At 72.6% G+C, this 23678-nt stretch carries 19 protein-coding genes and 5 tRNA genes; 13 read left to right on the top strand and 11 right to left on the bottom strand.

Going from position 1 to position 23678, the window contains the following annotated elements; translation table 11 throughout:
- Window positions 1-78 precede the first annotated feature (78 nt).
- The 4 genes from EKH77_RS15175 to EKH77_RS15160 all read left to right on the top strand — a co-directional run bounded on the left by EKH77_RS15175 (window position 79) and on the right by EKH77_RS15160 (window position 5733).
- Window positions 79-1434, top strand: coding sequence for an aspartate aminotransferase family protein (locus EKH77_RS15175; protein WP_126914898.1), 1356 nt, complete (start codon window positions 79-81; stop codon window positions 1432-1434).
- A gap of 202 nt (window positions 1435-1636) precedes the next feature.
- Window positions 1637-2305, top strand: a complete 669-nt coding sequence (locus EKH77_RS15170; protein ID WP_126914897.1) for a GntR family transcriptional regulator — start codon at window positions 1637-1639, stop codon at window positions 2303-2305.
- Between the two features lie 135 nt (window positions 2306-2440).
- Window positions 2441-4918 carry a dolichyl-phosphate beta-glucosyltransferase gene (locus EKH77_RS15165; RefSeq protein ID WP_430980992.1) on the top strand — a complete coding sequence of 826 codons (2478 nt, stop codon included), beginning with the start codon at window positions 2441-2443 and terminating at the stop codon, window positions 4916-4918.
- A gap of 164 nt (window positions 4919-5082) precedes the next feature.
- Window positions 5083-5733, top strand: coding sequence for a hypothetical protein (locus tag EKH77_RS15160; protein ID WP_126914896.1), 651 nt, complete (start codon window positions 5083-5085; stop codon window positions 5731-5733).
- A gap of 112 nt (window positions 5734-5845) precedes the next feature.
- On the opposite strand, the gene EKH77_RS15155 is transcribed toward EKH77_RS15160, so the two are convergent.
- Window positions 5846-6571: an SLATT domain-containing protein gene (locus tag EKH77_RS15155; protein ID WP_189455853.1), complete on the bottom strand. Its 726-nt coding sequence runs from the start codon at window positions 6569-6571 to the stop codon at window positions 5846-5848.
- A gap of 304 nt (window positions 6572-6875) precedes the next feature.
- On the opposite strand from EKH77_RS15155, the gene purD reads away from it, so the two are divergent.
- The 6 genes from purD to EKH77_RS15125 all read left to right on the top strand — a co-directional run bounded on the left by purD (window position 6876) and on the right by EKH77_RS15125 (window position 15075).
- Complete coding sequence (gene purD / locus EKH77_RS15150) at window positions 6876-8123, top strand: phosphoribosylamine--glycine ligase (protein ID WP_126914894.1); 1248 nt, start codon at window positions 6876-6878, stop codon at window positions 8121-8123.
- 300 nt (window positions 8124-8423) lie between these two features.
- Window positions 8424-10094: a hypothetical protein gene (locus EKH77_RS15145; protein ID WP_126918078.1), complete on the top strand. Its 1671-nt coding sequence runs from the start codon at window positions 8424-8426 to the stop codon at window positions 10092-10094.
- A 175-nt stretch (window positions 10095-10269) separates the two neighbouring features.
- Window positions 10270-11748 (top strand): N,N-dimethylformamidase beta subunit family domain-containing protein, encoded by a 1479-nt coding sequence (locus EKH77_RS15140; RefSeq protein WP_126914893.1) that lies wholly within the window; start codon window positions 10270-10272, stop codon window positions 11746-11748.
- 69 nt (window positions 11749-11817) lie between these two features.
- Window positions 11818-12720 (top strand): phosphoribosylaminoimidazolesuccinocarboxamide synthase, encoded by a 903-nt coding sequence (locus EKH77_RS15135; protein WP_126914892.1) that lies wholly within the window; start codon window positions 11818-11820, stop codon window positions 12718-12720.
- A 269-nt stretch (window positions 12721-12989) separates the two neighbouring features.
- Complete coding sequence (locus EKH77_RS15130; RefSeq protein WP_126914891.1) at window positions 12990-13688, top strand: response regulator transcription factor; 699 nt, start codon at window positions 12990-12992, stop codon at window positions 13686-13688.
- Between the two features lie 7 nt (window positions 13689-13695).
- Window positions 13696-15075, top strand: a complete 1380-nt coding sequence (locus EKH77_RS15125; RefSeq protein WP_126914890.1) for a sensor histidine kinase — start codon at window positions 13696-13698, stop codon at window positions 15073-15075.
- 44 nt (window positions 15076-15119) lie between these two features.
- On the opposite strand, the gene EKH77_RS15120 is transcribed toward EKH77_RS15125, so the two are convergent.
- From EKH77_RS15120 to EKH77_RS15075, 10 genes are all read right to left on the bottom strand, one after another.
- Window positions 15120-15192 (bottom strand) — tRNA-Gly (locus tag EKH77_RS15120).
- Between the two features lie 34 nt (window positions 15193-15226).
- Complete coding sequence (locus tag EKH77_RS15115; RefSeq protein WP_126914889.1) at window positions 15227-15868, bottom strand: response regulator transcription factor; 642 nt, start codon at window positions 15866-15868, stop codon at window positions 15227-15229.
- Window positions 15865-17241, bottom strand: a complete 1377-nt coding sequence (locus EKH77_RS15110) for a sensor histidine kinase (protein WP_126914888.1) — start codon at window positions 17239-17241, stop codon at window positions 15865-15867. The genes EKH77_RS15115 and EKH77_RS15110 overlap by 4 nt, the downstream gene beginning before the upstream one ends.
- A gap of 40 nt (window positions 17242-17281) precedes the next feature.
- Entirely contained in the window at window positions 17282-18106 is an 825-nt protein-coding gene (locus EKH77_RS15105; protein ID WP_126918077.1) for an ABC transporter permease, read from the bottom strand.
- A 5-nt stretch (window positions 18107-18111) separates the two neighbouring features.
- Window positions 18112-19071 (bottom strand): ABC transporter ATP-binding protein, encoded by a 960-nt coding sequence (locus tag EKH77_RS15100; RefSeq protein ID WP_126914887.1) that lies wholly within the window; start codon window positions 19069-19071, stop codon window positions 18112-18114.
- Window positions 19072-19202: 131 nt separating this feature from the next.
- Window positions 19203-19275: transfer RNA gene (locus EKH77_RS15095), tRNA-Gly, on the bottom strand.
- A gap of 77 nt (window positions 19276-19352) precedes the next feature.
- A tRNA-Gly gene (locus tag EKH77_RS15090) sits at window positions 19353-19424 on the bottom strand.
- Window positions 19425-19469: 45 nt separating this feature from the next.
- A tRNA-Gly gene (locus tag EKH77_RS15085) sits at window positions 19470-19541 on the bottom strand.
- Window positions 19542-19586: 45 nt separating this feature from the next.
- Window positions 19587-19658 (bottom strand) — tRNA-Gly (locus EKH77_RS15080).
- Between the two features lie 159 nt (window positions 19659-19817).
- Entirely contained in the window at window positions 19818-20135 is a 318-nt protein-coding gene (locus EKH77_RS15075) for a histone-like nucleoid-structuring protein Lsr2 (protein ID WP_126914886.1), read from the bottom strand.
- 317 nt (window positions 20136-20452) lie between these two features.
- Between EKH77_RS15075 and purS the strand changes: the two genes are divergently transcribed.
- From purS to purL, 3 genes are read left to right on the top strand one after another with little or no spacing between them, the layout of a single operon-like run.
- Window positions 20453-20698 (top strand): phosphoribosylformylglycinamidine synthase subunit PurS, encoded by a 246-nt coding sequence (gene purS, locus EKH77_RS15070; protein ID WP_042151546.1) that lies wholly within the window; start codon window positions 20453-20455, stop codon window positions 20696-20698.
- Window positions 20695-21375, top strand: coding sequence for a phosphoribosylformylglycinamidine synthase subunit PurQ (gene purQ / locus EKH77_RS15065; RefSeq protein WP_126914885.1), 681 nt, complete (start codon window positions 20695-20697; stop codon window positions 21373-21375). Before purS ends, purQ begins: the two co-directional genes overlap by 4 nt.
- Window positions 21372-23621 carry a phosphoribosylformylglycinamidine synthase subunit PurL gene (purL, locus tag EKH77_RS15060; RefSeq protein WP_126914884.1) on the top strand — a complete coding sequence of 750 codons (2250 nt, stop codon included), beginning with the start codon at window positions 21372-21374 and terminating at the stop codon, window positions 23619-23621. The genes purQ and purL overlap by 4 nt, the downstream gene beginning before the upstream one ends.
- The last annotated feature ends 57 nt before the right edge of the window (window positions 23622-23678 follow it).

The raw sequence follows: 23678 nt of genomic DNA, 5'->3' as shown, positions 1-23678 counted from the left end.
GCCGGTACCGGGGCCCGGCCCGGCTCCCTAGGCTCGGCCCGACAGCGCCGGCCTAGCAACCGATCAGAGGTCACGCCCGTGAGTACGCAGCCTGTTTCCACCGACGCAGCGGCGGTCAAGGCCGCCGACCGCGCCCATGTCTTCCACTCCTGGTCCGCGCAGGGCCTCATCGACCCGTTCGTCGTCGCGGGCGCCGAGGGCTCGTACTTCTGGGATCACGACGGCAACCGCCACCTCGACTTCTCCTCCCAGCTCGTCAACACCAACATCGGTCATCAGCACCCCAAGGTCGTCGCCGCGATCCAGGAGCAGGCGGCCCGGTTGTGCACGATCGCGCCGGGCTTCGCCGTGGACGTGCGCTCCGAGGCCGCGCGGCTGATCGCCGGGCGGACCCCCGGCGACCTCGACAGGATCTTCTTCACCAACGGCGGCGCGGAGGCGGTCGAGAACGCCGTCCGGATGGCCCGGCTGCACACCGGCCGCCCCAAGGTGCTCAGCGCCTACCGCTCGTACCACGGCGCCACGGCCGCCGCGATCAACCTGACGGGCGATCCGCGCCGTTGGCCCTCCGACACGGCCTCGGCCGGAGTCGTGCGCTTCTGGGGTCCGTTCCGCTACCGCTCGCCGTTCCACGCGGAGACCGAGGAGCAGGAGTGCGAGCGCGCGCTGCGGCACCTGGAGGACACCATCGTCTTCGAGGGCCCGGGCACGATCGCCGCGGTCATCCTGGAGACCGTGCCCGGCACCGCCGGGATCATGGTCCCGCCGCCCGGCTACCTCCCGGGCGTCCGGGCGCTGTGCGACCGGTACGGCATCGTCCTGATCCTGGACGAGGTCATGGCCGGCTTCGGGCGGACGGGCCGCTGGTTCGCCGCCGACCACTTCGGGGTCGTCCCCGATCTGCTGACCTTCGCCAAGGGCGTCAACTCCGGCTACGTCCCGCTCGGCGGCGTCGCCATCTCGGCGGAGATCGCCGCCACGTTCGAGGAGCGGCCCTACCCGGGCGGGCTCACCTACTCCGGCCACCCGCTGGCCTGCGCCTCCGCCGTGGCGACGATCAATGCGATGGCCGAGGAGGGGATCGTCGAGAACGCGGCGCGCGTCGGCGAGGACGTCCTCGGCCCCGGCCTGCGCGAGCTCGCCGAGCGTCACCCGTCCGTCGGCGACGTCCGTGGCCTCGGCGTCTTCTGGGCCGTCGAACTCGTCCGCGACCGCCGCACCCGCGAGCCGCTGGTGCCGTACGCGGCGACGGGCGAGGCGAACGCGCCGATGGCGGCCGTCACCGCGACGATCAAGGCGGCGGGCGTCTGGCCGTTCGTGAACATGAACCGGGTGCACGTGGTGCCGCCGTGCACGATCACGGAGGCGGAGGCCAAGGCGGGCCTGGCCGCCCTGGACGAGGCCCTCACGGTCGCGGACCGCTACGCGGCCTGAGCGTCCGCTACGCGGCCTGAGCCCCGGCCGCCCCCGGCGGGCCCGTACCGCCGGTACCCACTCCCACAGCGCGCGCACAGCATCAGGTACCGTTCACCGTCCCGTGCGCCCGGTCATATCGCCCGACGTCGGCCCTCGCCTATGGTTGCGAGGGCCGTTCGCATGCCAGGCGTGCGGCCACGGAAAGGGAGACGAAGGACCAATGCCAGGCAGCGAGGCTGTCAAGCGCACGACGCTGCGCTCACAGATCGCCGAAGCCCTGCGCGACGAGGTCATCGCGGGGCGGCTCCCGTCGGGCCGGCAGTTCACCGTCAAGGAGATCGCCGAGCAGTACGGGGTCTCGGCCACGCCCGTGCGCGAGGCGCTGCTCGACCTCTGCTCGCAGGGGCTGCTCGACGTCGAGCTCCACAAGGGCTACCGGGTGCGCGAGTTCTCGCACGCCGACTTCCGCGACATGATCGAGGCCCGCACGCTCGTCGTCGAGGGCATGTTCCGGCGCTCCGCCGAGCAGGCGCTGGCCGCGGCCACCCCGGAGGCGCTGGCCTCCGTGCGCCGGCGGGCCGACGAGGCCGCGCGGGCGGCCCTCGCGGGCGACCTCGACATCCTCATCGGCTACGACCTCCGCTTCTGGCGGGAGATGGCCGGGCTCGTGGCGAACCCCTACATATCCGACTTCCTGGACCGGCTCCGGGTGCAGAGCTGGATCTTCACCGTCCCCCTGCTGCGCCGCCTCGGCGACCTCCGGGGCCGGCTGTGGCACCGCCACTCCGAGCTCGCGGAGGCAATAGCCTGCCGCGACGTCGAGCGCGCCCAGCGGATCGTCGTCGCGTACAACCGGCACACGCTGGAACTGATCGACGCCCTGACGTAACCGGCATAAGACTGGTATGTCCGATGGGTCCATTGAATCCCTTGAATCCGGTAATTCCGTTCGATGACTGATCGATGCAGTACGCATAGAGTCAAGATCTGTTAACGGTCGTCGACAAACGGAATGTGATTCGAAATGAAGATGACGCCGGTCGCGTCCACCACGGCCGACGAGGAGGACCGCGGTGCCATCGGGCTGTCGGTGATCGTTCCGGCGTACAACGAGGAGGACCGGCTCGCGCCCACGCTCAAGGCGATCCGCGCCCACCTCCAGGACGGCCCGGCCGCGTGGGAGTTGATCGTCGTCGACGACGGATCGACCGACGGCACGGCGGCCGTCGTCGAGGCCGCCGCCGACGAGGAACCCCGCGTCCGTCTGCTGCGCACCCCCGCCAACCGGGGCAAGGGCCACGCCGTACGCACCGGCGTCCTCGCCTCGCGCGGCCGCCGCGTCCTGGTCACCGACGCCGACCTGGCCACGCCCATCGAGGAACTGGCGCTCCTGGAGCGCCGGATGGACGAGGGCGCCCCCGCCGCCGTCGGCTCCCGCGCCCTGCCCGGCTCCCGGATAGCCGTCCGGCAGCACGCGCTGCGCGAGGTCATGGGCCGGATAGGCGGCGGGCTGATCCGCGCCGCCGCCGTCCCCGGCATCCGAGACACCCAGTGCGGCTTCAAGCTCTTCGACGGCGACAAGGCCCGCACCGCCTTCGCCGGCTCCCGGCTGGACGGCTGGGCCTTCGACGTCGAGATACTGCGGTTCTTCCAGCAGCAGGGGTGGGAGGTCGCCGAGGTGCCCGTGCGCTGGGCCCACCAGCCCGGCTCCAAGATCCGCCCCAACGCCTACCCCCGCGTCCTGGCCGACCTCGTGCGCGTCCGCTGGCACACCTACCGCCGGACGGCGAGCCCGGCACGGTTCGCGATACCCGCGCTCTTCCTCATCTTCAGCGTCTTCCTCTACGACGGGCTGTGGAGCGACCCGGCCGGCCGCTATCTGATCGACTCGAATCACGACCAGCAGCAGTGGGAATGGTTCTTCGCCGCCACCGCCGACAACGTCGTACACCTGCGCAATCCGCTCTCCAGCGACTTCCAGAACTTCCCGCTCGGCGTCAACCTCATGGCGAACACCGCCATGCTGGGCCTGTCCATCCCCCTCACGCCGCTCACCCTGGCCCTCGGCCCCCAGTTCACCTGGGCCGTCGTCCTCACCGGCGGGCTCGCGGCGACGGCCTGGGCCTGGTACTGGCTGCTGGCGAGACGCTTCACCCGCTCCCGCTGGGCGGCCGCGCTGGGCGGCGGCTTCTGCGCCTTCGCACCGCCGATGATCTCGCACGGCAACGCCCACCCCAACTTCGCGGTGCTGTTCATGTTCCCGCTGATCATCGACCGGCTGCTGCGGCTCCGCGAGGGCAGGCGGACCACGCGCGACGGCGTCGTCCTCGGCCTCTTCCTCGCCTACCAGGTCTTCCTCGGCGAGGAGGCCCTGCTGCTGGCCGCCACCGGCCTCCTCCTCTTCACCCTCGGCTACGCGGCCGCCTCCCCGCACGTGGCCGCGGCCGTCGCCCGGCCCCTGCTGACCGGCCTCGCCATCGCCGCCCTCGTCTCCGTGCCGCTGGTGCTCGGCCCCGTGGCCTGGCAGTTCTACGGCCCGCAGAGCTACCGCAGCGTGCTGCACGGCCAGACCGGCAACCACCCCATGGCGTTCCTGGAGTTCGCCACCCGCTCCCTGGCCGGGGACGGGCCGATCGCCGCCTCGCTCTCCCTCAACCCGACCGAGGAGAACGCCTTCTTCGGCTGGCCGCTCGTCGCCTTCACCGTCGCCCTCGTCGTCCACATGTGGAACCGGCCGGCCGTCCGCGCCCTCGGCTTCACCGCGCTGGCCGCCGCCGTCCTCTCCCTCGGCCAGAACATCCCGCTGCCGGGCACGGACAAGACGCTGCCCGGCCCGTGGCGGCTCCTGGCGGAGGCACCCCTCTACGAGTCCGTCATCGAGTCGCGGATGGCGATGGTCTGCGTGCCCGCCGTCGGCATCCTCCTCGCCCTCGCCTGCGACCGGCTCGCCGTCCGGCGCGCGCGCAGCGAGCGCGAGAGCTCCCGCCGCGTCATCGGCGTCGCCGCCCTCGCCGCCGCCCTCCTCCCGCTGCTGCCCACCCCCTTCCGCACCGTCGAACGCGCCCCGACGCCCGCGTTCTTCGCGGACGGCACCTGGCGGGAGTACGTCCGCCCCGGGCACGCCCTGGTGCCCGTTCCCGTACCCAGCCCCACGGAGACCGCGGCCCTCGGCTGGCAGATCGACACCGGCCTCGGCTTCCCCTTCCCCGGCGGCTACTTCAACGGCCCCTGGGGACCCGAGCGGGACGGCTTCGCCGGCTCCCCGCCGCGCCCGACCTCCGAACTCCTGCGGAAGGTCCACGAGACCGGCGAGGTGCCCGACATCGGGGAGCCGCAGCGCCGGGCGTTCCGCCAGGACCTCGACTTCTGGCACGCCGACGCGCTCGTCCTCACCGACCAGCGGTTCACCGCCGCGCTGCGGACGGCCGTCATCCGGCTGACGGGCGACGAGCCCCGGCGGACCGGCGGCACGTGGGTGTGGGACGTGCGCGCCGACCGTTGACCCGGGACCGGAGCCGACCGGCAGCCGGGCGGAAGTCGGCCGGAAGCCGGGCGGATTCGGCGCGTCTCCATCTGTCCGCCCGGTATGACAACCGGCTGAGCGGCACTACTCTGGCCCGACCACCCGACCATCGGACGGGAAGGCGATGACGAGAGTGAGCTCACGTGGCCTGTGACCTGTGGCTGGTGCCCCTAGTCGACGTGCTCTGCCACAGCCCCGACAACCCCTTCGCCGACGAGATCGCCGCCTACGACAAGGCACTCGGCGAGGCGGGGCTGCCCCCGGTGCCCGTCTTCGGCTACATGCCGGGTCTCTCCGGGGACGTGGCACCCGTCGCGGGCTTCGACTACGACGCCCTGCACTTCCTGCGCCGCGCCCATCTGCTGAACCTCTGTGGCCTCGCCGTCACTCCGGTGGATGAACTCGGCGGCGACTACGAGCAGTTGCTGGAGATGTTCGAGGCCACGGCGCAGCAGTCGCACCTGGTCTGGCACTACGACCACGCGGGTGCGTACGTGCCGGTGGACTTCCCGCATCCGCTGTCCAACGACGAACTCCTCGAAGGCGGCGGACCGCTGGGATCCAGCCACGGCCTGCTGCGCGAACTCCACTCCGTGGCACCGGCCCTGGGCATCGACCCGGACAACCCACCGGCCCCACCGGCGGCGCCCGACCATCCCACGACCCTCGAGGAACGCGCGGCCCCGGGCCCCCACGACGACAGCCCGTTCGCCCGGGAACGCCACGTATGGCTGGGGCTCCACGCGGCGGCGACGCGAAGCCTGGGGCAGGGCTCGATGATCGTCTTCAGCTAATTCCAGCCCCTCCGGCGTTTGAGGAGCGGGGTCCGGGGCGAAGCCCCGGGAAACGGTGAAAGGGCGGGACCGGGGCATCACCCCCACCCCGCCCCCACCGGGCCGGCACCCGCTACCGAGGCGACTCGGGCGGCCGCTGCCGAGGCATATTGGGCCGCGTATGCGGTGGCATAGGGAAACGCCCCACAGGCCCGGAATCCGTCCGAGGACCCCACGCCACCAACGACTGCGTCAGCAACGGCGCGGGCCCGGCCCGGAACTCCACCATCCAGTCCGCCGTCTCCGCCCGGACAAGCTCCGAGACGTCCTCCGAAAACCGTCGCAGCACGGTCAGACAGCGCTCGGCCGCCTCACTCGCCGTGCCCTCCGTGGGCCCGAGCACCTCCCGCACGCACTCCGACGCCCAGTCGAACTGGAGCACCTCCAGCCGCCGCTGCACCGCCTGGGCCGTGGCCACGCCCCGCATCCACCCGGACGTCAACCCGAAGTACCGGTCGCAGGCGACACACGCCACCGCGCCCAGCAGCGCCAGGAACGCCCACGCGGAGCCGGTGCGCAGCACCTTGGTGAGCTCCAGCAGCGGCAGGGCCGCGCCCACCACCGCGCAGCAGGCCGCCGCCAGACGCAGCCCGCGCGCCCAGCGGCGTTTCCACGCCCGGTCGGTGAGGTACCAGTCGGCGAGGTTCAGCGCGCCGCCCTCGACCCATCTGTAGAGCTCGTCCAGTCGCTCGGCGGGTTCCCCCCAGTCCCCGAGCGGGAACGTCCGGCCGCGCAGGTCGCCCCGGTGCTGCCCTGCTGGGGGGTTCCCCTGCTCCCTCGGGAGCCCCTCGGGCTGCATCTCAGGCTGGCTCACCCTGCACTCCCTCTCCGCCGTGTGCCGTGATCACAGTGATGTGCAGCCTCCTTCCTACCGCCGAACGGTTGGCGTTGGGCGCAAGATCAGGCCTTTTCCGTCCGTAAGTGGGCCGGTATCAGGTATAGGAGGCCGGGGGTACTCACCCGAAAGAGTGCACGCCGGTCGAGGCGTGGACGCCGAACGGGCGGCGAAACGTTCTGACGGCAGGTTCCTCCAAGAGGTTCCTACGAGTGCCGTGCCCACCCCGAGTCGTAGTGATCCACAATCGAGGCAATAGGGTGAGGGGGTGAAGGTCCTCGTCATCGGCGGCGGCGCCCGCGAACACGCCCTGTGCCGCTCCCTGTCCCTCGATCCCGACGTCACCGCGCTGCACTGCGCCCCCGGCAACGCCGGGATCGCCGACGTCGCCGAGACGCACCCGGTGGACGCGCTGGACGGCGCGGCCGTCGCGGAGCTCGCCGCGTCGCTGCACGCCGACCTCGTGGTCGTCGGCCCGGAGGCGCCGCTGGTCGCGGGCGTCGCGGACGTCCTGCGCGAGCGCGGCTTCCCGGTCTTCGGCCCCTCGGCCGACGCCGCGCGGCTGGAGGGCTCCAAGGCCTTCGCCAAGGACGTCATGGCCGCGGCGAACGTGCCCACCGCCCGCGCCTACGTCTGCACCACCCCGGAGGAGATCGACGAGGCGCTGGACGCCTTCGGCCCCCCGTACGTGGTCAAGGACGACGGCCTGGCCGCCGGCAAGGGCGTCGTCGTCACCTCGGATCTGACCGCCGCCCGTGAGCACGCGCTGGCCTGCGACCGCGTGGTGATCGAGGAGTACCTGGACGGCCCCGAGGTCTCCCTCTTCGCGATCACCGACGGCGAGACGGTGCTGCCGCTGACGCCCGCCCAGGACTTCAAGCGGGCCCTGGACGGCGACGAGGGCCCGAACACCGGCGGCATGGGCGCCTACTCCCCGCTGCCGTGGGCCGGCCCCGAGCTGGTCGACGAGGTCATGGAGAGCGTGCTCCAGCCCACCGTGGACGAGCTGCGCCGCCGGGGCACGCCGTTCTCCGGGCTGCTCTACGCGGGGCTGGCGATCACCTCGCGCGGGGTGCGGGTCATCGAGTTCAACGCGCGCTTCGGCGACCCGGAGACCCAGGTCGTCCTGGCCCGGCTGAAGACCCCGCTGGGTGGCGTCCTGCTGAACGCGGCCACCGGCGACCTGGCCGCCCAGCCGCCGCTGAACTGGAGCGACGACGCGGCCGTGACCGTCGTCATCGCCTCGCACAACTACCCCGGCACTCCGCGCACGGGTGACCCGATCGAGGGACTGGCGGAGGCCGCCGAGGTCGACAAGGCGTACGTCCTCCACGCGGGCAGCCGGCGGGACGAGGCCGGCCGCGTGGTGAGCGCGGGCGGCCGGGTGCTGTCGGTCACGGCCACGGGCGAGGACCTGGCCACCGCGCGGACCCGCGCCTACGAGGCCGTCTCCCGGATCCGGCTGGACGGCTCCCATCACCGCACGGACATCGCGGAGAAGGCCGCGTCGGCCTGACGACGGCCCGACGACCGGCGGGGAACGGCGACGGACCGGCGGCGAGGACGGGCGGAGAAAACGGGCGGAAGCGACGCGTCCGCCCGTGCCGCCGCCGCGCGACGCCATTCCATCGGGTGAGCGCTTGCCCAAGCGGCTGACGCACGCCCCACCCCCAACTAGGGTGCGGCGCAGGCCGGCTGCCGGGTGGCTGACTCGGCGGCCCGACCGGCCCACCGGCATTGCGATGTCAGAGGCCGGTGCCACAGTGGGGGAGGTAAGCAACGCACCTCGGCAGAGCACTACCGGCAACTGGGGGTGATCGGTCCCGTGGCAGGTCCCGAAGCAGGCGCGTCGACCGCGCGCGCCAGAGCCCTCGCCGTGCTGCGGGTACGCGGCGCGGCGCTGGCCGTGGCCCTGTTGCCGGCGGCGGCCGCCGTGGTGCTGGCGGTCGGCTCCGCGACGGGGCACATCGCCGACGGCTCCGCGCCGGCGGCCGCCCGTCCGGCCGTCACCGCCGCCGCCGTGCTGGCGCTGGCGCTGGCCGCCCTGGTGGCCGGCGTGGTGGCCCGGGCCCGTCCGGCCCTGAGCCCCACGGTCCCGATCCCCGAGGAGACGGCCCCGGACCTCTACCGCCTGGTGCGCGACCTCGCCGACCGGCTGGGCGTCCCGGTGCCCTCCGCGATAGCCCTCACGCCCGACTGCGACAGCTGGCTGGAGGACCGTACGCACCCGGCGCACGGCCCTCCACGCGGGTTCGCCCTCGTCCGGGCGCGGGCGGTGGCCGCGCCGGTCCTGGTCATCGGCTCGCCCTTCCTGTGGTGGATGAGGGTCGCCGAGCTGCGCGCCCTGCTGGCGCCGGTCGTCGCGGGCACGGGCCCCGCCGCCCACCCCGACATAGCCGCCGCCCGCCGCTTCGTCCGGGGGCTGGACGCCGCCGTCGCCGTGTCGGCGGGTCGGCCGCACCTCGCGTTCGTCGGCTGGGTGGCCCGGCTGCTGCTGCGGTCCTGCCGCGAGCACGCGGCCGAGATGGAGCGCGGGGTGGCCGCCGCCGCCTCCGAGCGCGCCCAGGCGGTCGACTACGGCCTGCGCATCGTCGCCCAGGAGCAGGTCGGCCTCGCCTACGCCGGCTGGGACCGGCTGCTCAACCGCGTGGCCCTGCCCGCCTGGCGGATGGGCCGCTGGCCCTCCCGGCTGGACGCGGGCGTGGTCTCCGCGCTCACCGAGCTCTCCCGCCGCGACCGGCTGGCCGAGGGCTTCGCCTCCCGGCTGGGCGAGCGGCCCGCCTGCGACCTCCTGGAGGAGCCCGGCCTGATCGACGAGGCCGCCTCCCTGCTGGCCGCCCGGCTCTTCCACGGCGGCCCGGCCGAGCCCGGCCCCACCTGGCGGCCCGTCGCCTGGAGCCAGTACCCGGAGGAGGTCGTCGACCGCACCTGGCGCCTGGAGGCCGCCCGGCTGCACCGCGTCCTCGACGACATCGCCGCCTGCGGCGGCAGGGGCGCCCCGGAGCCGGTCGTCCGGCCCCGGCCGGACGTGCCGCCCGGCGCGCCCACGGTCGCCCGCGTCCTGGACCGGCTCGGCGGCCCGGGCGGCAGCGGGATCGGCGAGGAACTGGAGCTGCGGCTGAGCGCCGAGGTGGAGCGGGACGCCGCCCGCGAGGAGGCCGCCGCCCGGCGCGGCGCCTTCGGCACGGTGGCCGGCTCCTGGGCCGGCGGCCTCGCCCCGCTGTTCCCCCTCCAGCCGCCGCGCAGCGGCCGCGAGCTGCTCGCCGACCACGTGACCGCCATGGTGTGCTGCGCCGCCGTGGACACCGCCGGGGCCGCCCCCGGCCTGGACTGGCTGGACGGCCCCGCCCTGCTCGTCGGCGGCACCCGCCGCGCCGGTCTGTCCCGTACGGTCCTGACCCTGCTGGAGGACGGTGACGCCGAGCCGCTGCGGGCCTGGCTCGGCGAGGTCGGGGTCCGGATGGAGAAGCCCGTCAGACTGATGTGAGGGGCGCCCAGCGGGTGGGTGACCCTCCGTGAGGACGTAACGCTGCGTAGAGGCCGAGCCATCACTTCCGGGGAATTTCCCGACGAACGGTGACGGTCCGGATGCGTCATGTGATCTGCTGGGAGTCCGCCGGGAATCCGAAAAGGTATCCGGAGGCCCAGGGGAGGGAGCGCACATGGGGATGGATCAGATCCGCCGCTGGGAGTCCGGGGCACTCGCGCACGCCGTCTCGGACCCCTTCGGACAGGGCCCGCTGCCCTGGCTGCGCGGCGGCGAGTTCTACTTCGACGGCACCGGGAAGATCATCCCCTGGTACGTCGACCCGGTGACCACCCCGGCCGGCTCGCGCGTGCCGCCGCCCCGCAGGCCCGGCCCCCGCGCGGCCGACGACGTCCACTGCCAGATCAAGGGCTTCGCCACCGCCAGCGCCGTCGCCCCCGGCGAGGCCGTCGACCTGCGGATCACCGTGGACCCGCCGCAGCAGTTCGCCGTCGACGTCTACCGCATCGGCCACTACGGGGGCGTCGGCGCCGCCAAGATCACCACTAGCCCCCGGCTGTCGGGCATCGTCCAGCCCCCGCCGCTCACCGTCGACCGCACGGTCTCCTGCCACCACTGGTGGCTCTCCTGGCGGCTCCAGATCCCGTCCTTCTGGAGCACCGGCGCCTACGTCGCCGTGCTCACCACCGCCGACGGCTACCGCAGCCACATCCCCTTCACCGTTCGCGACGGCAACCCCTCGGATCTCCTGCTGGTCCTCCCCGACGTCACCTGGCAGGCCTACAACCTCTACCCCGAGGACGGCCGCACCGGCGCCAGCCTCTACCACGCCTGGGACGAGGAGGGCCGGCTCCTCGGCGAGGACGCCGCCGCCACCACGGTCTCCTTCGACCGCCCCTTCGCGGGCGCCGGCCTGCCGCTGCACGTGGGCCACGCCTACGACTTCATCCGCTGGGCCGAGCGCTACGGCTACGACCTCGCCTACGCCGAGACCCGCGATCTCCACGCGGGACGAATCGATCCGGCACGCTACCGGGGCGTCGTCTTCCCCGGCCACGACGAGTACTGGTCGGCCGAGATGCGCCGCACCGTGGAGAACGCCCGCGACTGCGGCACGTCCCTGGTCTTCCTCTCCGCCAACACCATGTACTGGCAGGTCGAGCTCGCCCCCTCGCCCGCCGGCCCCCACCAGCTGCTCACCTGCCGAAAACGCCGCGGCCCCGGCCGCTCCGCCCTCTGGCGCGACATGGCGTCACCCGAACAGCAACTGCTCGGCATCCAGTACGCGGGCCGCGTCCCCGAGCCTGCCCCGATGGTCGTGCGCAACGCCGGCCACTGGCTCTGGGAGGCCACCGGCGCCGGCGAGGGCGACGAGCTGCCCGGCCTCGTCGCCGGCGAGGCCGACCGCTACTTCCCCCGTACGGCCCTGCCCGAGCACACCCGTCGCATCCTCCTCGCCCACTCGCCCTATCTGGACGGCGAGGGCGCCAAGCGCCACCAGGAGACCTCGATCTACCGGGCCCCCAGCGGCGCCATCGTCTTCGCCTCCGGCACCTTCGCCTGGTCGCCCGCCCTCGACCGTCCCGGCCACACGGACACCCGCGTCCAGCGGGCCACGGCCAATCTCCTGGACCGCATCTGCAAACGAGGCTGACCCCTCCCGGCCGTCCGTCAGTGGCGTACGGCAGAATCGAGGTGTTTGGACAAACCAACAGGAGGCCGCGTGTCCGGATTCGTCGAGAAGCCCAAGCCCGTCGAGGTGCCGGGGCTGACGCACCTCCACACGGGCAAGGTCCGCGACCTCTACCGTGACGAGGCGGGCCGCCTGGTGATGGTCGCCAGCGACCGCATGTCCGCCTACGACTGGGTGCTGCCCACCGAGATCCCCGACAAGGGCCGCATCCTCACCCGGCTCTCCCTGTGGTGGTTCGACCGCCTGGCCGACCTGGTGCCCCACCACGTCCTCTCCACGGACCTCCCGGCCGGCGCCCCCGCCGACTGGGCCGGCCGCACCCTGATCTGCCGCTCCCTGGACATGCTCCCCGTCGAGTGCGTGGCCCGCGGCTACCTCACCGGCTCCGGCCTCGCCGAGTACCGCGAGAGCCGCACCGTCTGCGGCCTCGCCCTCCCCGAGGGCCTGGACGACGGCTCCGAGCTGCCCTCCCCGATCTTCACCCCCGCCACGAAGGCGGCGGTCGGCGAGCACGACGAGAACGTCTCCTACGAGGAGGTCGCCCGCCAGGTCGGCGCCGAGACCGCGGCCGTCCTGCGCCAGGCGACGCTCGCCGTCTACAGCCGCGCGCGCGACATCGCCCGCGACCGGGGCATCATCCTGGCCGACACGAAGTTCGAATTCGGCTTCGACGACCAGGGCGCGCTCGTCATCGCCGACGAGGTCCTCACCCCGGACTCCTCCCGCTTCTGGCCCACCGAGACCTGGTCCCCGGGCCGCCCCCAGCCCTCCTTCGACAAGCAGTACGTCCGCGACTGGCTCTCCTCCCCGGCCTCCGGCTGGGACCGCACGGGCGAACTCCCCCCGCCCCCCCTGCCGGAGAACGTGGTGGAGCGGACGCGCGAGAAGTACATGGAGGCGTACGAGCGGCTGACCGGCACGAAGTGGGCCTGACGGGGGCTTCGCCCCCACCGGGCCCCGGGTCCTCCGGCGCCTGAGGACGACGCGCGGAGCGCCGTCCGGGGGCGCGAGGGGGCGCAGCCCCGCTCGGAAACGGTGAAAGGGCGGGACCGGGGCCTCCTCCCCGCCGCGACGGCGAGCAACCCACACCGGGGAGTCCGGCGGCGCCGAACCGCCCCCGGCCCTAAGAGCCCTCTCAGACAGCGCATGCCATCGTGGGGACGCGCACAAGATCCCGTACGTACCCCCGCCGGAGGCGCGCCGTGCCCGAGCCGACATCCGTCCTCGTCGTCGACGACGACCCCGACGTCCGGGCCGCCGTAGCCGACGGCCTGGCCGTCGAGGGCTACGCGGTCCGCGTCGCCGCCGACGGCCTGGCCGCGCTCTCCGCCGTAGCCGCCGCCCCGCCAGGGGCCATCGTGCTCGACCTCGCCATGCCCGTCCTCGACGGCCTCGCCGTCTGCCGCCGCCTCCGCGAGCTCGGCGACCGCACCCCCGTGCTCGTCCTGACCGCCCGCGACGCCGTCTCCGACCGCGTCGCCGGCCTGGACGCCGGGGCCGACGACTACCTCGTCAAACCCTTCGCCCTCGACGAGCTCCTGGCCCGCCTCCGGGCCCTGCTGCGCAGGGCCACCCCGGCGCCCGGCACCGCCGACGCCCCGCCGGAGCTGGCCTTCGCCGACCTCACCGTCGACCCCCTCACCCGCACCGGCGAACGAGCCGGGGACGCCCTGGAGTTCACCCGCACCGAATTCGCGCTGCTGGAAGTGTTCCTGCGCCACCCCGGGCAGGTACTGCCGCGCGAGGTGATCCAGGAGCGGGTGTGGGGCGCCGACTTCGGCCCGGAGTCCAACTCCCTCGCCGTCTACATCGGCTACCTGCGCCGCAAGCTGGAGGCCGGAGGCGCCCGCCGCCTCGTCCACACCGTGCACGGCATCGGCTACCGGCTGGCCGAGAGATGAGCCGAGAATGATCAGCCCGCTCCGCGGCCGCCCCCTGCGCGCCCGCCTCGCCCTCGTCACCTCCGCCGCCGTCGCGCTCGTCGCGATCGGCGTCCTGGGAGCGGCCTACGTCGTCATCCGCTACGAACTCGTCCGCCAGCTCGACCTCCAGCTCAAGCAGCAGGCCGGCCTGATCTCCCAGCAGAGCCGCGGCGGCGCCGACAGCGGCGTCCTGTACGACCAGTGCGCCTGGCGCGCCGCCCCCGCCTGCGCCCAGATCGTCCGCGGCGACCCCGCCGCTCCCGGGCAGCGGGGCCTCGTGTTGCCCGTCACGGGGGCCACCCGCCGCGTCGCCGCCGGCACGCTCGGCGCGTACTACAGCGACATCACCCACGACGGCCGGCCCATGCGGATGCTGACCACGCCCCTGCCGGGCCGCGAGGGCCGGGCCCTGCAGGTGGCCGCCCGTTCCGACGCCGTCGACCAGGGCGTACGCCAGGCCGGCTGGTACCTCGGCTGGGTCGGCGGCGCCGGGGTGCTGCTCGCCGCCGCGCTCGGCTATGTGGTCTCACGGACCTCGCTGCGGCCCGTGACCCGGCTCACCGCCACCGCCGAACGCATCGCCGCCACCCGCGACCCGGCCCACCGCATCGAACTTCCCCCGCATCAGGCCGGCCGCGAGGACGAGATCACCCGCCTCGCGGCCAGCTTCAACACCATGCTCGGCGAACTGGAGGAGGCCGTCGCCTCCCAGCGCCGCCTCGTGGCCGACGCCTCCCACGAACTGCGCACCCCGCTCACCGCGCTGCGCACCAACGCCGAGCTCCTCGCCCGCGCCGAGCGGCTCTCGCCCGCCCAGCGGGAACGGGCCGCCGAGGCCCTGGGCCGGCAGATGCGCGAGGTGACCGGCATGGTCAACGACCTCATCGAGCTCGCCCGCGACGAGGAGCCGCGCCCGCTCGTCGAACAGGTCCGCCTCGACCTCCTCGCCGAACGCTGCGCGGCCGTAGCGCGCGGCCACTGGCCGGGCGCGGTCTTCACGACGGACCTCGTCGAGGCGACGGTCCCGGGCGTACCGGCCCGGCTGGCCCGGCTGCTGTCCAACCTGCTCGACAACGCGGCCAAGTTCAGCCCGCCCGGTGCCGTGGTCGAGGTCCGTCTCGCCCGCGCCGGCGGAACGCTCGACCTCACCGTCCGCGATCACGGGCCCGGCATCTCCGACGAGGACCTGCCGCACGTCTTCGACCGCTTCTACCGCTCCCGCCAGGCCCGCGCGCTGCCGGGCTCCGGGCTGGGCCTGGCCATGGCCCGCCAGATCGCCCGCGCCCACGGCGCCGAGCTCTCCGCCGAACAGGCCCGCGGGGGCGGCGCGTGCTTCCGCCTGCGCTTCCCCGCCCCGGAGGGGTGAAACGACGAAGGCCCGGTCGAAATCGACCGGGCCTTCGTTCTCTGAGCGGACGACGAGACTCGAACTCGCGACATCCACCTTGGCAAGGTGGTGCTCTACCAACTGAGCTACGTCCGCATTCGCCCCGCGCTCTCGTGCGGTGCGGACACCACTATAGCCAACCTTGAGCACGTGCGATGCGCGCCGCCGCGTGACGGTTCTCCGCGCCCAGCTTCGCGGTGGCCGCCGAGAGGTAGTTCCGGACGGTTCCCTGGGTCAGCGAGGCCCGCTCGGCGATCTCCGCTATGGGGGCGCCGTCCTCGGCCAGTTCCAGCAGTTCCGCCTCGCGGGCGGTGAGCGGGGAGTCGCCCGCGCTGATCGCGTCGGCCGCCAACTCGGGGTCCACGTAGCGGCTTCCGCCGTGGACGGTCCGGATGATCTCGGCGAGCCGCTGGGCCGAGACGGTCTTCGGCACGAACCCGCGCACCCCCGCCTCAAGGGCCCGCTTCAGATGCCCGGGGCGGCCGTGACCAGTGACGATCATGGTGCGGCAGTCGGGCAGTTCGGTCCGCAGGGATGTGGCCACTGTCACACCGTCCGCCCCCGGCATCTGGAGATCCAGCACCGCGACGTCGGGCCGATGGGCCCGGGCCATCGCCAGGGCCTCGGTCCCGGACGCGGCCTCGGCCACGACCTGGAGATCGTCCTCCAGCCCGAGGAGCGCGGCGAGCGCGCCGCGGATCAGGTGCTCGTCGTCGGCGAGCATGATGCGGATCGGTTCGATCGGCCCGGGGGCCGAGTGGGGGTTGGTCATGCGCCCGTCCCTTCGGATGTGGCCGACGCGGCGGGGGAGAGCGTCCCCTGGGGGGCCGGGGGCTTGCCCCCGGGAAACGGAGAAAGGGCGGGGCTGGGGCACTCCCCGCCGCCATGGCGATCGGCCACGACGTCGCCCTCCGGCGGTGCCGAACCCACCCGCGCCGTCAGCAGAAACGTCCCGTTCCCCCCGTGCTCGTACGCCAGCGTGCCCCCCAGCGCAGCGAGACGCTCCCGCAGCCCCGCCAGCCCCGAACCGCTGCCGTTGCCGCTACCGCTGCCGCCGCCGGAACCGACCCGCACGCCGTCGTTCTCCACGGTCAGGACCGCCCGCCCCTCCGCCGACCGCAGCCGCAGCGCGCAGCGCCCCGCGTCCGAGTGGCGCAGTACGTTCGTCGTGGCCTCGCGGACGACCCAGGCGAGCGTCGACTGGACCGCCGGCGACAGATCGTCGGCGGCCCTGGCGTCGATGCGGCACTCGATCCCGGCGGCGGCCAGAATCCCCCGCGCTCCGGCCAGTTCGGTGTGGAGGTCGGCCTCGCGGTAGCCGCGGACGACCTCGCGCAGCTCGCGCTGGGACTCCTGCGCGATGCGCTGCGCCTCGGCCATCTGGTCCACGGCCGCGTCCGAGCCGCGCCGCGCCAGCTGCACGGCGAGCTCGCTCTTGAGCGCGATCGCCGCGAGGTTCCGGCCGAGAACGTCGTGCATGTCGCGGGAGAAGCGCAGCCGTTCCTCCGCCACCGCGAGCCGCGCCTGCACCTCACGGGCCCCGTCGACCTCCCACATGATGGAGAGCATCCACCCCGAGACGCGTGCGATCAGCTGCACCCACCCGACGATGAACAGCGCCCCGAACACCAGGCCCACCAGCGCCGGGAACGAGAGGCCCACCAGGGCGAACGGCACCGGGAAGACGAGCGAGCCCGCCGCGCACAGCGCCCAGTAGACGCGCTTGCGCACGATCAGGCAGAGGGCGCCGAGGGGAGCCATCGCGATCCCCATGAGCATGGTGGACACGCCCTGCCCGAGTTCCTTGCTGCCGCGCGTCGAGATCAGGGCGATCAGGCAGAGCGCCACCGCCAGCAGGACGAAGGAGACCGCCATCCGCGCCCGCAGGACGGTCTCCTGGCCGAGGTAGCGGCCGAGGGCGCGACGCAGCAGGCCCACACCGGTCGCGGCCTGGACGATCGCCACGACGAGCAGGGCCGCTCCCAGGCCCAGCCCCCGCCGGTCCGGGCCGGCGGCCAGGCCCAGCAGCGCCAGGCCCTCGAACACGACGAACAGCCAGGGGCACGCGTACAGCGCGCCACGCGTGTACATGTCGATCTGCTGGATCTTGCTGTGGTCGCGGAACCTCCGCACACGGCTGATCACGCGCCCCACCCCCCTGGTAGTTCCTGGTCGTTCTCGCAGTTCAGCGCCGCGGTTCCCAGCGGAACCACCGACGTACAGCAAACACCGCGAGCGCGGTCCAGACGAGGGCGGCCCCCAGGTGACCGAGGGTCCCGGCCAGGGTCGCGCCGCCGAGCCAGCCGTCGCGCATCAGCTGGACGACCGGGGTCAGGGGCAGCAGCTCGCAGAACCGGGCGAGCCCGTCCGGCAGCCCCTCCAGCGGGAAGAACATCCCCGAGCCGAGCATCGAGACCATCGTCAGCGGCATCGCCGCGAGCTGGGCGCTCTCCGGGGTCTTGGCGAGGACCGTGGACGCGGCGGCCAGCGGCGTCAGCACGGCCAGGCCCAGCAGCACGCCCGCCACCAGCAGTTCCGGGCGGGCCGGCAGGCGCATGTGGAGCCATGCCGCGCCCGCAGCCACCAGCAGGACGCACTGCGCGACGGCGATCGCCAGTGAGGGCAGCGCTGTGCCGGCGAGGATCTCCGCGTCGCCGGCCTCGCCCGTCCGCAGTCGCTTGAGGACCAGTTCCTCGCGCCGGGCGGTGAAGACGTTCATGAGGTTGTAGTAGACGACGAAGAGCAGGACGTACCCGAAGGCGCCCGTCATCGTCGCCTCCTTCAGGGACATCCCGGTGCCGCTCATGTCGAGGCCCTTGGCCGCCGTGCTCATCGCGTAGAGCATGAGCACGGGCATCAGCAGGACGGTGTAGAGCGCCATCCTGTTGCGGCCGAGGAGCGTGAGCTCCGCGCGGCCCAGGGCGAGGGCCCGGCCCGTCACGGTCGTCGCGCCCGCCGGGACCCCCGTACCCGGCGCGCCCGTCGCCCGCGCGTCCTTCGAAACATTCATTGCCATCACTCGCCCCTCTCCGGCTCCGACGTCGTCGCGGCCCCGGCGATCGCCAGGAACGCCTCCTCCAGCGAGGCGGTCCGCGCGTCCAGTCCCTCCAGCTCGACGTCCTTCTCCCGGGCCCACAGCAGGAGCCCGGTCAGCGTGCGCTGCAGTTCGGCCGTCTGGAGTTCCACCCGGCCGTCGTTCTCCTCGTGCCGCAGCACCCCCAGCGCGGCCAGCGGCGGCAGGTCGCCCACGAACCAGCCCGCCGGCATCGCGAAGCGGATGCGCGCCGGGTGGGCGCCGATCACCTGGCCCGGTGTGCCGGTGGTGACGATCCGCCCGTCCCGCATGATCGCCAGCCGGTCGGCCAGCGACTCCGCCTCCTCCAGGTAGTGGGTGGTGAGCAGCACCGTCGTGCCCTCCTCGCGCAGCCGCCGCACCAACTCCCAGGTGGTGTGGCGCGCCTCCGGGTCCAGGCCGGTCGTCGGCTCGTCGAGGAAGAGCACCTCGGGCCGCCCCAGCAGGGCCAGCGCGAGGTCGAGCCGCCGGCGTTCGCCGCCGGAGAGCTGTTTGACCCGTACGTCCCGGCGCGGGCCGAGCCCCACGAGGTCGAGCGTCTCCCCGACGGGCCGTGCCCCGGTCGTACAGCCCACCCACATCCGTACCGTCTCGGCGGCGCTCAGGTCGGCGGGGAAGCCGCCTTCCTGGAGCATCACCCCGATCCGGGGCCGCACCAGGCGGCGTTCCGCGTACGGGTCGTGGCCCAGCACCCGGACCGTGCCCCCGGTCGGCCGGGCCAGGCCCTCCAGCAGTTCGACCGTGGAGGTCTTGCCCGCCCCGTTCGTCCCCAGCAGCGCGAACAACTCGCCGCGCCGCACGGTGAAGGACACGTCCCGCACCGCCTCGAATCCCTTGTCCCCCTGCCCGCCGTACCTGCGGCGGAGCTCCGAGACCTCGATCACACCGTCCCCGACATCCATGCCTCCAGGCTCCCGGCGAATTCCGCCGGGGCGCAGTGCGGGCTGTCATGACTTCGGATGACGGATGTCATGGGGGAGGAATGCGCATACGACGAAGGCCCGGTCGAAATCGACCGGGCCTTCGTTCTCTGAGCGGACGACGAGACTCGAACTCGCGACATCCACCTTGGCAAGGTGGTGCTCTACCAACTGAGCTACGTCCGCATGCCTCCGACCGGCTTTCACCGGGCGGCGCGTGCACCACTCTACCTGATCCACAGCAGTGGTCGGTAAGTGATGAGAGCGGGTGACAGGAATCGCACACTGCGCCTCCCCCTTGGAAAGGGGGCGCTCTACTACTGAGCTACACCCGCGCGCCCATCCGGACAGTCCACGGAGGTGGACCGTCGAACGGTCAGAGCGGGTGACAGGAATCGCACACTGCGCCTCCCTCTTGGAAAGAGGGCGCTCTACTACTGAGCTACACCCGCGCGTCCACCCAGACAGTCCACAGAAGTGGACCACTGGCTGGTCAGAGCGGGTGACAGGAATCGCACACTGCGCCTCCCCCTTGGAAAGGGGGCGCTCTACTACTGAGCTACACCCGCATGACCCCGAAGTTCCGGCCGGTTTCCCGGCGTTGCCCCTCGGCGTGATCCAAACTCTAGCTGATCACCCGGGGCGGTTGGCAAATCCGATGATCGACGGGCCGCGCACGACGGTGGGCGCGACCCGTGGCGGGTGCCACGCGGGGTGTCGCGGAGGGCTCAGCCCGCCGCGTTGAACGCCTCGTAGACCTTCTTCGGGATGCGGCCGCGCGGCGGCACCTCCATGCCGTGGGAGCGGGCCCAGGCGCGGACCGCCGCCGGATCGGGTGCGACGGACGTCCGGCGGTAGACGCGGCCCGACCGGGACTGCTTGCGGCCGACGGCCATGTAAGGCTCCAGGATGCCCCGCAGTTTCTTCGCATTGGCAGAGTTCAGGTCGATCTCGTACGACTTGCCGTCGATCCCGAAGATGACGGTCTCCGCGGCTTCCCCGCCGTCGATGTCATCGGAGAGTGTGACCACTACGCGCTGCGCCACGGAAATCGGTCCTTTCGGCCAGTATCACCGCTCTGACCTGCGGTGACGTGTGGGTTTCGGTTGTTCTCAGACCATACTTATTCATGTGTGCGACAAAGGGCAATGCATGATGCGGCCCAGTTAATTCCGTCTCACTGCCCCGCCGCAATCGACATCGGGTGATCCCCCGGGATTTTTCCCGGAATTTTCCCGAGTGGTCCGTACGGCGGCCGAGCAAAATGCGAAGGATAAGCCCAGCATATCTATGCGCGTAGATTTTTCGGGACTGTACGCTGGCGGTACCGCTTCAGCTCACGCACCACACACCGGGAGTGCCAGTGGCACGCGTCGTAGTCGACGTCATGCTCAAGCCGGAGATCCTCGACCCGCAGGGCCAGGCGGTGCAGCGCGCGCTGCCACGCCTGGGTTTCGAGGGGATCGCCGACGTCCGTCAGGGCAAGCGCTTTGAACTCGAGGTGGAGGGCCCGGTCGACGAGGCCGCCCTCGCCCGAATCCACGAGATGGCGGAAACGTTTCTCGCCAACACCGTGATCGAGGACTTCACCGTGCGAGTCGACTCGTGACCGCACGGGTAGGGGTCGTCACCTTCCCCGGCACCCTGGACGACCGCGACACCCAGCGCGCCGTCCGGATCGCCGGCCTGGAGGCCGTGCCCCTCTGGCACCGCGACAAGGACCTCAAGCAGGTCGACGCCGTGGTCCTGCCCGGCGGCTTCTCCTACGGTGACTATCTGCGGGCGGGCGCGATCTCCCGCTTCTCCCCGGTGATGGAATCCGTCATCGAGCAGGCGAAGGGCGGCATGCCCGTCCTCGGCATCTGCAACGGCTTCCAGGTGCTCACCGAGACCCACCTGCTGCCCGGCGCGATGCTGCGCAACAACCACCTCCACTTCATCTGCCGTGACCAGAAGCTCCGCGTGGAGAACGCGGACACCGCCTGGACGGCCGACTACGAGGCGGGCCAGGAGATCTCCGTCCCGCTGAAGAACATCGACGGCCGCTACGTGGCCGACGAGCGCGTCCTCGACGAGCTCGAGGCCGAGGGCCGCGTCGCCTTCCGCTACCTGGACGGCAACCCCAACGGCTCGCTCCGCGACATCGCGGGCATCACCAACGCCGCCGGCAACGTCGTCGGCCTGATGCCCCACCCCGAGCACGCCGTCGAGCCGGGCGTGGGCACCGGCCGCACGGACGGTCTCGGATTCTTCACCTCGATCCTGAAGAAGCTGGTCAGCTCATGACTCTCGACACCGTCAAGCACGCCGACGAGACCCCCGACGTCGAGCAGCCCTGGGCCGAACTCGGCCTCAAGCAGGACGAGTACGAGCGCATCCGCACCATCCTGGGCCGCCGCCCCACCGGCGCCGAGCTCGCGATGTACTCGGTGATGTGGTCCGAGCACTGCTCGTACAAGTCCAGCAAGGTCCACCTCCGCCAGTTCGGCGAGAAGGCCCCCGAGAACGACGCCCTCCTCGTCGGCATCGGCGAGAACGCCGGCGTCGTCGACGTCGGCCAGGGCTACGCGGTCACCTTCAAGGTCGAGTCGCACAACCACCCGAGCTACATCGAGCCCTACCAGGGCGCGGCCACCGGCGTCGGCGGCATCGTCCGCGACATCCTCGCGATGGGCGCCCGCCCGGTCGCCGTCATGGACCCGCTGCGCTTCGGCGCCGCCGACCACCCCGACACCAAGCGCGTCCTGCCGGGCGTCGTCGCGGGCATCGGCGGCTACGGCAACTGCCTGGGCCTGCCCAACATCGGCGGCGAGGTCGTCTTCGACTCCTGCTACCAGGGCAACCCGCTGGTCAACGCCCTGTGCGTCGGTGTGATGAAGCACGAGGACATCCACCTCGCCAAGGCCTCCGGCGCCGGCAACAAGGTCATCCTCTACGGCGCCCGCACCGGCGGCGACGGCATCGGCGGCGTGTCCGTGCTGGCCTCGGAGACCTTCGACGACTCGAAGCCCACCAAGCGCCCCGCCGTCCAGGTCGGCGACCCCTTCCAGGAGAAGCTCCTCATCGAGTGCACCCTGGAGATCTTCCGCGAGGACCTGGTCGACGGCATCCAGGACCTCGGCGGCGCCGGTCTGTCCTGCGCCACCAGCGAGCTGGCCAGCGCCGGCTCCGGCGGCATGCGCGTCGAGCTGGACCGCGTACCGCTGCGCGACGCGACGCTCTCGCCCGAGGAGATCCTCATGAGCGAGTCGCAGGAACGCATGTGCGCGATCGTCGAGCCCGGCAAGGTCGACCGCTTCCTGGAGATCTGCGAGAAGTGGGACGTCATCGCCACCGTCATCGGTGAGGTCACCGACGGCGAGCGCCTGGAGATCTTCTGGCACGGCGAGCAGATCGTGGACGTCCCGCCGCGCACCGTCGCCCACGAGGGCCCGGTCTACGAGCGCCCGTACGCCCGCCCGGAGTGGCAGGACGCCCTCCAGGCCGACGACGCCAACAAGCTGGCCCGCCCGGAAACCGCCGAGGAGCTGCGCGCGCAGGTCCTGAAGGTGATCTCCTCCCCGAACCAGGCCTCCAAGTCCTGGATCACGGACCAGTACGACCGCTTCGTCCAGGGCAACACGGTCCTCTCCCAGCCCGAGGACTCCGGCATGGTCCGCATCGACGAGGACACCAACCTCGGTGTCGCCGTCGCCACGGACGGCAACGGCCGCTACGCCAAGCTCGACCCGTACACGGGCGCCCAGCTCGCGCTCGCCGAGTCGTACCGCAACGTGGCCGCCACCGGAGCCCGCCCGCTGGCGATCTCCAACTGCCTGAACTTCGGCTCGCCGGAGGACCCGGCCGTCATGTGGCAGTTCGCCGAGGCCACCCGTGGCCTGGCGGACGGCTGCCTGACCCTGGGCACCCCGGTGACCGGCGGCAACGTCTCGCTCTACAACCAGACGGGCGAGACCGCCATCCACCCGACCCCCGTGGTCGCGGTCCTGGGCGTCATCGACGACGTCGACCGCCGCACGCCGATGGCCTTCGCCGACGAGGGCCACCTGCTCTACCTCCTCGGTGACACCAAGGAGGAGCTGGGCGGCTCGGCCTGGTCACAGGTGATCCACGACCACCTCGGCGGGCTGCCGCCGGCCGTGGACCTGGACCGCGAGAAGCTGCTCGGCGAGATCCTGATCGCCGCCTCCCGCGACGGCATGATCGACGCGGCGCACGACCTCTCCGACGGTGGCCTGATCCAGGCCCTGGTGGAGTCGTGCCTGCGCGGCGGCAAGGGTGCCCGGATCGTCGTCCCGGACGCGGTGGACCCGTTCGTCCTCCTCTTCTCCGAGTCCGCCGGCCGCGCGGTCGTCGCCGTGCCGCGCAGCGAGGAGCTGCGCTTCACCGACATGTGCGGGGCGCGGGGGCTGCCGGCGACGCGGATCGGCGTTGTCGACGGCGAAGAGCTCGACATCCAGGGCGAGTTCACGATTCCGCTGACGGAGCTGCGCGCCGCGCACGAGGCCACGATTCCCTCGTTGCTCGTGTAACGCACGTGGAGAGACGGGCGTAACGACGGCTCAACTCTCGTCATGAGTACGGGACGG

Origin of the sequence: Streptomyces luteoverticillatus (assembly GCF_003970715.1) — a bacterium.
In the GTDB taxonomy this organism is placed as follows: Bacteria; Actinomycetota; Actinomycetes; order Streptomycetales; family Streptomycetaceae; genus Streptomyces; species Streptomyces abikoensis.
Note: the sequence above shows the minus strand (reverse complement) of the source record. Positions and strands in the feature narration are given on the sequence as shown.

What these genes read in the sequence shown, in the direction of transcription:
- EKH77_RS15170 (WP_126914897.1), top strand. Translation starts at nt 1,637, where the DNA reads ATGCCAGGCAGCGAGGCTGTCAAGCGCACGACGCTGCGCTCACAGATC.
- EKH77_RS15165 (WP_430980992.1), top strand. Translation starts at nt 2,441, where the DNA reads ATGAAGATGACGCCGGTCGCGTCCACCACGGCCGACGAGGAGGACCGC.
- EKH77_RS15155 (WP_189455853.1), bottom strand. Translation starts at nt 6,571, where the DNA reads ATGCAGCCCGAGGGGCTCCCGAGGGAGCAGGGGAACCCCCCAGCAGGG.
- EKH77_RS15140 (WP_126914893.1), top strand. Translation starts at nt 10,270, where the DNA reads ATGGGGATGGATCAGATCCGCCGCTGGGAGTCCGGGGCACTCGCGCAC.
- EKH77_RS15125 (WP_126914890.1), top strand. Translation starts at nt 13,696, where the DNA reads ATGATCAGCCCGCTCCGCGGCCGCCCCCTGCGCGCCCGCCTCGCCCTC.
- EKH77_RS15115 (WP_126914889.1), bottom strand. Translation starts at nt 15,868, where the DNA reads ATGACCAACCCCCACTCGGCCCCCGGGCCGATCGAACCGATCCGCATC.
- EKH77_RS15105 (WP_126918077.1), bottom strand. Translation starts at nt 18,106, where the DNA reads ATGAATGTTTCGAAGGACGCGCGGGCGACGGGCGCGCCGGGTACGGGG.
- EKH77_RS15100 (WP_126914887.1), bottom strand. Translation starts at nt 19,071, where the DNA reads ATGGATGTCGGGGACGGTGTGATCGAGGTCTCGGAGCTCCGCCGCAGG.
- purL (WP_126914884.1), top strand. Translation starts at nt 21,372, where the DNA reads ATGACTCTCGACACCGTCAAGCACGCCGACGAGACCCCCGACGTCGAG.